Source organism: Rhizobium sp. 05L419 (assembly GCF_056397845.1).
Genome location: NZ_JBFTOF010000015.1, coordinates 141,266 through 149,462, shown reverse-complemented (window position 1 = coordinate 149,462; position 8,197 = coordinate 141,266). Strand labels below are relative to the sequence as shown.

The 8,197-nt window shown below is 59.7% G+C and carries 6 protein-coding genes and 1 pseudogene; 6 read left to right on the top strand and 1 reads right to left on the bottom strand.

What is annotated here, in order from left to right; all coding sequences use genetic code 11:
- Positions 1 to 281: pseudogene (locus AC1DMK_RS19365) on the top strand (bifunctional methylenetetrahydrofolate dehydrogenase/methenyltetrahydrofolate cyclohydrolase); the annotation flags it as partial.
- Here AC1DMK_RS19365 and AC1DMK_RS19360 read toward each other — a convergent pair.
- Positions 260 to 1,306 carry a substrate-binding domain-containing protein gene (locus tag AC1DMK_RS19360; protein ID WP_477861135.1) on the bottom strand — a complete coding sequence of 349 codons (1,047 nt, stop codon included), beginning with the start codon at positions 1,304 to 1,306 and terminating at the stop codon, positions 260 to 262. The pseudogene AC1DMK_RS19365 and the gene AC1DMK_RS19360 overlap by 22 nt on opposite strands.
- 279 nt (positions 1,307 to 1,585) lie before the next feature.
- Here AC1DMK_RS19360 and AC1DMK_RS19355 point away from each other — a divergent pair, with 279 nt between their 5' ends.
- The 5 genes from AC1DMK_RS19355 to AC1DMK_RS19335 all read left to right on the top strand — a co-directional run bounded on the left by AC1DMK_RS19355 (position 1,586) and on the right by AC1DMK_RS19335 (position 8,090).
- Positions 1,586 to 2,947 carry an ABC transporter substrate-binding protein gene (locus tag AC1DMK_RS19355; protein ID WP_477861133.1) on the top strand — a complete coding sequence of 454 codons (1,362 nt, stop codon included), beginning with the start codon at positions 1,586 to 1,588 and terminating at the stop codon, positions 2,945 to 2,947.
- A gap of 165 nt (positions 2,948 to 3,112) precedes the next feature.
- Positions 3,113 to 4,126 carry a carbohydrate ABC transporter permease gene (locus AC1DMK_RS19350; RefSeq protein WP_477861131.1) on the top strand — a complete coding sequence of 338 codons (1,014 nt, stop codon included), beginning with the start codon at positions 3,113 to 3,115 and terminating at the stop codon, positions 4,124 to 4,126.
- A 1-nt stretch (position 4,127) separates the two neighbouring features.
- Entirely contained in the window at positions 4,128 to 5,291 is a 1,164-nt protein-coding gene (locus AC1DMK_RS19345) for a carbohydrate ABC transporter permease (RefSeq protein WP_037067260.1), read from the top strand.
- Between the two features lie 33 nt (positions 5,292 to 5,324).
- Positions 5,325 to 6,977: a beta-galactosidase BglA gene (bglA, locus tag AC1DMK_RS19340; RefSeq protein WP_477861129.1), complete on the top strand. Its 1,653-nt coding sequence runs from the start codon at positions 5,325 to 5,327 to the stop codon at positions 6,975 to 6,977.
- A gap of 21 nt (positions 6,978 to 6,998) precedes the next feature.
- On the top strand, positions 6,999 to 8,090 hold the full coding sequence (locus AC1DMK_RS19335) for a sn-glycerol-3-phosphate ABC transporter ATP-binding protein UgpC (protein WP_037067264.1): 1,092 nt from the start codon (positions 6,999 to 7,001) through the stop codon (positions 8,088 to 8,090).
- Positions 8,091 to 8,197 lie beyond the last annotated feature (107 nt).

Sequence of the window (8,197 nt, the reverse complement as noted above, 5' to 3'; positions counted from 1 at the left end):
TTCTGGTGGCTGCCGTCGGTCGCCCGGAAATGGTGAAGGCAGACTGGCTGAAGCCTGGGGCGACGGTCATCGATGTCGGGATCAACCGCATTCCGGCGCCGGAAAAGGGTGAAGGAAAGACACGTCTGGTCGGCGATGTCGCCTTTTTGGAAGCGGCCGGTGTCGCCGACGTGATTACGCCGGTTCCGGGCGGTGTCGGACCGATGACCATCGCCATGCTGATGGCCAATACCGTGATTGCCGCGCATCGATCAGCGGGTCAGACACCGCCGAAGTTCTGATCGAGGCGTGGCGCGGCACCCGTCGAAGCTCTGACGATCAGTTCCGCCTTCCACAGTTCCTGCTCCGGATAGGGGCCTTCCTGCTTGACCGTCCCTATCAGGCGCTGCGCGATCCGAACGCCCGCGGCGCGCAGCGAAGAACGCGTGGTCGTCAACGGCACCGAGAAGTTTTCAGGCTTCAGGTGCGGCAGCACGTCGTCATGCGCAATCAGCGAAATGTCTTCGCCAAGCTTTAGCCCGGCCTGATTGACGGCGCGGATGGCGCCGAGCGCCAGCACCGTGCTTGAACAGAGAATTGCCGTCGGCGGCTCCGACATCTGCAGGAAGTGCTCCATGGCAAACTGGCCTTGCTCGTCCGTCATCGAAGAGTGACTGACGCAAATGTCGGGAAGCTCCAGCCCGCGCTCCGCCAAGGCCGCAATCACGCCCCTCTTGCGTCTGATCGCGAAATCGAGGTGCTCCGGCCCATTCATCAGGGCAAACCGGCTGTGCCCTAGCTGCAGCAGCAGCTTCGACGCATCGTAGAATGCGCCTTCGTTGTCGATGTCGAGATATGGGTAGTCCGGCTCCGATCCGAACGACCGTCCGTGAACCAGGTAGGGCATGGAGAGCGATTGCAGAAGCGGTAGCCGCGGGTCGTGGCCGCGCATGTAGGCAACGAAGAGCGCGTCGACATTGCCGCTGATCGCCAGCCGCCGCAATGCTCCGATCTCATCGTCGGGATCGGCGGGCATGATGACGAAGTGGAAATCGTGACGCACGGCTTCCTCTCCGAGCCCCGTCAGGAACTCACCGAAATGGACGTCGGAATAGTGGCCGGGCGCTGTCGGCATGACGAGCCCGATCGACCCTGCCTTGCCGGTGGCAAGCCGTTGCGCCGCCTTGTTCGGCCGGTAGCCGGTTTCCTTGACGGCCTGCAGCACACGCTCGCGCGTCGCCTCGTTGACCTCGGGGTAACCGTTCAACGCGCGGCTCACCGTCGTCTGCGACAGCCCCAGCAATTCCGATAGCTGTTTGAGATTCACGTGCTATGTTTCCTCCACCGCCTTGGAGGCCCATCTCCCAATGGCATCCAAAGCGCTTTTAATTATGTAACAGCTGCGCCGCTTGACTCAAGAAAAATCGCTCCATATTCGGTCCAGGCGTTGCTGCCATGCGATATTCGGTCGTGATTTAGCGGTTTCTGCGAAATGGCTTGACTCTTTTCTGCCGAGAGTGAGATGAGTGAGTAGTCAAAGCGCTTTGGGATTTTGCATTTGAACGATTGCAAAGCGTGGATGGGATTGTGATGGGAGGTTGATCACATGAGAAAGACGTTTTTGATGGGCGTTGCCATGGCGGCGCTTCTGGGCGGTGCTGCATCTGCCGCCGATCTTAAGTTTGCCCCGGGCGAAGATTCCAAGTTCAACTGGAAGAGCTACGACGAGTTCAAGGCTGCTCACGCCGATCTCAAGGGCGAGCCGCTGACGATCTTTGGGCCGTGGCGCGGCGAAGACGAGGCATTTTTCCGCAGCATTCTCGCCTACTTCACCGAAGCGACGGGCGTTGATGCCAAGTATTCGTCGTCGGAGAACTATGAGCAGCAGATCGTCATCGATACGCAGGCCGGCTCGCCGCCGAATATCGCGATCCTGCCGCAGCCCGGCCTCTTGGCCGATCTCGCCAGCAAGGGCTTCCTTGCGCCGCTGGGCGACGATAACTCCAAGTGGGTCAAGGACAACTACGGCGCCGGCGACAGCTGGGTGGGTTACGGCACCTATAAGGGCAAGGACGGCAAGGAAGCATTCTACGCTTTCCCATACAAGGCCGACGTAAAGTCGCTGGTCTGGTTTGTGCCCGAGAATTTCAAGGAAGCGGGCTACAAGGTCCCCACCACAATGGAAGAACTGCAGGCCCTGACGGATCAGATCGTCAAGGACGGCGGCGTTCCGTGGTGCATCGGGCTGGGTTCGGGCGGCGCAACCGGCTGGCCGGCAACCGACTGGATCGAAGATCTCATGCTGCGCATGCAGCCGCCGGAAGCCTACGACAAGTGGACGACGAACGAATTGAAGTTCGATGATCCGGCCGTCGTTGCCGTCATTGACGAGTTCGGCAAGATCGCGAAGAATGAGAAGTATGTCGACGGCGGCGTGAAGGCCGTTGCTTCAACCGACTTCCGCGACAGCCCGAAGGGCCTCTTCGCCGTCCCGCCGAAGTGCTACATGCATCATCAGGCGTCGTTCATCCCGTCCTTCTTCCCGGAAGGCACGAAGCTCGGCCAGGACGCCGACTTCTTCTACATGCCGACCTTCGCCTCGCATCCTGAACTCGGCAAGCCGGTTCTGGGCGCCGGCACGCTCGTCACCATCGCAAAGGACTCGAAGACGGCTCGCGCTTTCGTCGATTTCCTGAAGACGCCGATCGCACATGAAGTCTGGATGGCTCAGTCTAGCTTCCTGACCCCTTACAAGGGTGTCAACACGGCTGCATACGCCAATGATCAGATGAAGCGTGAAGGCGAAATCCTGACGACCGCAACGACCTTCCGCTTCGACGGTTCCGACCTGATGCCGGGCAAGATCGGCGCGGGCGCATTCTGGACGGGGATGGTTGATTTCGTCGGTGGCAAGTCTGCGCAAGACACCGCCAAGGAAATCCAGAGCGCCTGGGACGGCATCAAGTAACATCGCCTGAATCCATGCCGCCGGTCTCGGCGGCATGGTCGCAATGCTGGCCGGATGCTCATGGGGGCGTCCGGCCATCGCCGCCTTATGCGCCAAAGTGACATGAAAAATGGGCACAGGCCGGCGTTTAGCCCTGAATAGACAAGGGTAGCAGGGGAGGGATGAATGCTATCGCAGATAGTTTCCGCTTTGGGGGTCGTGGTCGTAGCGGTGTTCGCATGCTCGGCCTATTTTTATTTCTCGAACAAGCTCCTGGATCTGGCGTTGCCGGTGCGTGATGGCGACATCCGCACCGCTTCGCAGAATCTGAACCGCCGTTCGGTCATCCGACCGTGGCTGTTTCTCTTTCCCGCGCTGTTTCTTCTCGTCGTCTATCTCGTCTATCCCGTGATCGCGACGCTGATCCTGTCATTCTATGATCGCTCGGGTGTCGAGTTCGTCGGTCTCTCCAATTACAAGTGGGCTTTGACCGATCGCGAATTCCGTCAGTCGATCTTCAACAACATCCTCTGGCTTGCCGTCGTCCCGGCCGCCTGCACCTTCTTCGGCCTCGTCATCGCGGTCATGACCGATCGTATCTGGTGGGGCAACATCGCAAAAAGCATCGTGTTCATGCCGATGGCGATTTCCTTCGTCGGCGCCTCCGTCATCTGGAAGTTCATCTACGAGTATCGCGGCGGCAACGACACCCAGATTGGCCTGCTGAACGCGATCGTCCAGCTCTTCGGCGGCTCGCCGCAGGTGTGGATCTCGGTACCCTTCTGGAACAATTTCTTCCTGATGATCATCCTCATCTGGATCCAGACGGGTTTTGCCATGGTCATCCTCTCTGCCGCACTTCGCGGCATTCCCGAAGAGACGATCGAGGCGGCCGTGATCGACGGAGCAAACGGTTGGCAGATCTTCTGGCGGATCATGGTGCCGCAGGTCTGGGGTACCATCGCCGTCGTCTGGACGACCATCACCATTCTGGTCCTCAAAGTGTTCGATATCGTGCTGACTATGACCAATGGTCAGTGGGATACGATGGTTCTCGCCAACCTGATGTTCAATTGGATGTTCCGCGGGGGCGGCGATTCCGGGCGAAGCGCGGTCATCGCGCTCATCATCATGCTGGCCGTGACGCCGATCATGGTCTGGAACGTTCGTCGCGCCAATCGCGAGCTGGGAGGACACTGAGATGACCTTGTCAGGAAACTTCTTCAAGATCGGCCCGGCCCGTCTCCTCGTTCACTTTACCGTTCTCGTCATCGTCGTCATCTGGCTCATTCCGACGCTCGGCATCTTCGTCAGTGCGTTGCGTGACAAGGATCAGATCGTCGTTTCCGGCTGGTGGACCGCCTTTGCCGGTTCGTCGCGAACCGTCGCATCTCGCCTCGGCCAGCCCGATCAGCAGACGCAGGATGGCGCTGTCTATGTCATCGCCGGAAATGTTCTGCAGGGCCAGGAAGGTCGTTCCATCAAGGCGTTCGGCACCCGCGTCGCGCAGCCGGCCGCCTACAAGGCCGGCGAAACCGCTGATCTCGGCGATGGCGTCTCGCTGCTTGTCAACGACGATGGCAGCTATCGCTACGTGAAGAATGCCGCCTTCGGGCCGGACGACGGCGGTCGGCGCGTCTACGTGTCCGTCGCGACCCCACCGGAATTCACTCTGCAGAACTACAAGACGGTTCTGACAGGCGAGGGCATCGGCCAGTCCTTCATCAACTCGTTGACGGTCACGATCCCGGCAACGATCATTCCGATCCTCATCGCGGCCTTCGCAGCCTATGCTTTGAGCTGGATGGAATTTCCAGGCCGCGCGCTGTTGATTGCGCTCGTCGTCGGCCTCATCGTCGTGCCGTTGCAGATGTCGCTGATCCCACTTCTGCGCCTCTACAATCAGGTCGGCTCGCTGCTCGACGCGCCGTCGAAGACCTATCCCGGCATCTGGCTCGCGCACACCGCCTTCGGCATGCCGCTCGCCATCTACCTGCTCCGCTCGTACATTGCGGGGCTGCCGAGGGAGATTATCGAATCCGCGCGTGTCGATGGCGCCAGCGAGTTCGAAATCTTTACCCGCATCGTTTTGCCCTTATCCTTCCCCGCACTCGCGTCCTTCGCGATCTTCCAGTTCCTGTGGGTGTGGAACGACCTGCTTGTCGCCATGGTCTTCCTCGGCACAGACAGGGATCATCTCGTGCTGACCGGCGCCTTGAATGCGCTGCTCGGCTCGCGTGGTGGCAACTGGGAAATCCTGACGGCCTCGGCGTTCATCACCATCATCGTACCGTTGCTCGTGTTCTTCGCCTTGCAGCGTTATCTGGTGCGTGGTCTGCTCTCGGGCTCGGTCAAGGGCGGCTGAAGAACCCCAAGACTAAACTCAACAGGACCAGATATGAGCATGGCATCCCAATCCATTTTGACGGCTGACAAGGACTGGTGGCGTGGCGCGGTGATCTATCAGATCTATCCGCGCTCCTTCCAGGATTCCAACGGTGACGGCATCGGCGACCTGAAGGGCATCACCGCCCGCCTGCCGCACGTCGCAGCCCTTGGCGTAGACGCGATCTGGATCTCGCCATTCTTCACCTCGCCGATGCGCGATTTCGGCTACGACGTCTCCGACTACGAGAATGTCGATTCGATCTTCGGCACGCTGGTGGATTTCGACTCGCTGATTGCAGAGGCACATCGCCTCGGCATTCGCGTGATGATCGATCTTGTCATCTCGCACAGCTCCGACCAGCATCCCTGGTTTGTCGAAAGCCGCTCCAGCAAGACGAATGCGAAAGCGGATTGGTACGTCTGGGCCGATTCCAAGCCGGATGGCACGCCGCCAAACAACTGGCTGTCGATCTTCGGCGGTTCCGCATGGGCGTGGGATCCGACGCGCATGCAGTACTACATGCACAACTTCCTGACGTCTCAGCCGGATATGAACCTGCACAATCCGGAAGTGCAGGATCGCCTGCTCGATGTGGTACGGTTCTGGCTGAAGCGCGGCGTCGACGGCTTCCGCCTCGACACCATCAATTTCTATTTCCACGACCAACAGCTACGCGACAACCCGGCGCTGGCACCTGAGCGCCGAAACGCATCGACCGCACCGGCCGTGAACCCCTATAACTTCCAGGAACACCTCTACGACAAGAACCGCCCGGAAAACATTGCCTTCCTGAAGCGCTTCCGCGCTGTTCTCGAAGAGTTTCCGGCGATCGCCGCAGTCGGCGAAGTCGGCGACAGCCAGCGCGGTCTTGAGATCGTCGGGGAATACACCTCAGGCAACGACAAGATGCATATGTGCTATGCCTTCGAGTTCCTGGCGCCCGATCCGCTATCGCCGGAACGCGTCGAAGAGGTCATGGAAGACTTCGCGGCTGCTGCGCCCGACGGCTGGGCCTGCTGGGCCTTCTCGAACCATGACGTCATGCGCCACGTCAGCCGTTGGGGTTCGCTGGTTGCCGATCGCGACGCCTTCACCAAGCAATTTGCCTCGCTGCTGATGACGCTCCGCGGTTCGGTCTGCCTCTATCAGGGCGAAGAACTCGGCTTGACCGAAGCGGACCTCGCCTATGAGGATCTGCAGGATCCCTACGGCATTCAGTTCTGGCCGGAATTCAAGGGGCGCGACGGCTGCCGGACACCGATGGTTTGGGACTCTCAGGTCGCCCAGGGCGGCTTTTCGACCGTGAAACCCTGGCTGCCGGTCCCCGTCGAACACATCCTGAGGGCCGTCAGTGTCCAGCAGGGCGACGAGAGCTCTGTGCTTGAGCATTACCGGCGCTTCCTCGCTTTCCGCAAGCAGCATCCGGCCTTTGCCAAGGGCGAAATCGAATTCATGGAGCCGCAGGGCGACATGCTCGTTTTCGCGCGGGAACATGGCAACGAGAAACTCCTTTGCGTGTTCAACATAGGCGCCGTCGAAGGCAACGTGGTTTTGCCGGCGGGCGACTGGCAGGCGTTGACGGGCCATGGCTTCGTCAGCAATAACTATGGCGAGAAGATCGATGTTCCGGCCTGGGGAGCGTATTTCGCTCGTCTCGCATAAGCACTTCTGGAGGAGGAACCAATGACTGGACTGACGCTCAGGGATATTCGCAAATCCTACGGTTCCGTGGACGTGCTCCACGGCATCGATCTGGAGATCAAGGAGGGCGAATTCGTTGTTTTCGTCGGTCCGTCGGGCTGCGGCAAGTCCACGCTGCTGCGCATGATCGCCGGCCTCGAGAACATTACGGGCGGCGATATGTATATCGACGGCCAGCTGGTCAACGACGTGCCGCCTTCCAAGCGTGGCATTGCCATGGTCTTCCAGTCCTATGCGCTCTACCCGCACATGACCGTTTACGACAACATGGCGTTCGGCATGAAGATCGCCGGCGAAAACAAGCAGGAAATCGATCGCCGTGTCCGCGCCGCGGCCGACAGCCTTCAGCTTGGCATGTATCTCGACCGGCTGCCGAAGGCGCTCTCGGGCGGCCAGCGCCAGCGTGTTGCCATCGGCCGAGCCATCTGCCGCAATCCGAAAGTCTTCCTGTTCGACGAGCCTCTATCCAACCTCGATGCAGCGCTTCGCGTTGCGACCCGCATCGAGATCGCTCGCCTGAATGAGCAGATGGCCGATACCACGATGATCTACGTTACCCACGATCAGGTCGAGGCAATGACGCTTGCCGACCGTATCGTGGTGTTGTCGGCCGGCAATATCGAGCAGGTCGGCGCGCCGCTCGAACTCTATGAACGTCCAGCCAATCTGTTCGTCGCGAAATTCATCGGCTCGCCGGCCATGAACGTCATCCCGGCGATGATCACCGACGCCGGCAGTACCACCACGGTCACGCTCACGGGTGGCAAGTCGGTGACGCTCGACATCCCGACCGCCGCTTCGGAAAAAGGCAAGACGGCGAGCTTCGGCGTTCGCCCGGAAGACCTGCGCATCGCTGGTGCGACCGACGACTACCTCTTCGAAGGTGAAGTGTCGATTGTGGAAGCGTTGGGTGAAGTGACATTGCTCTATATCGAGGGTCTCGTTCAGGGCGAACCGATCATCGTCAAGCTACCCGGCATCACCGATGTCAGGAAGGGTCAGAAGATGCATTTCTCGGCCGACCGTTCGAAACTGCATCTGTTCGATGCCGATGGTCGCACCTACCGCAAATAAGCTATGAGCTTTTTTTGGGTCGGTTGCAAAAGCGGCCCAAATCGCAACATTTCTCACCTTCTGTTAAAGGTTCGATTGGTAAGATTCCCCTGTGCTTACTTAGGGGA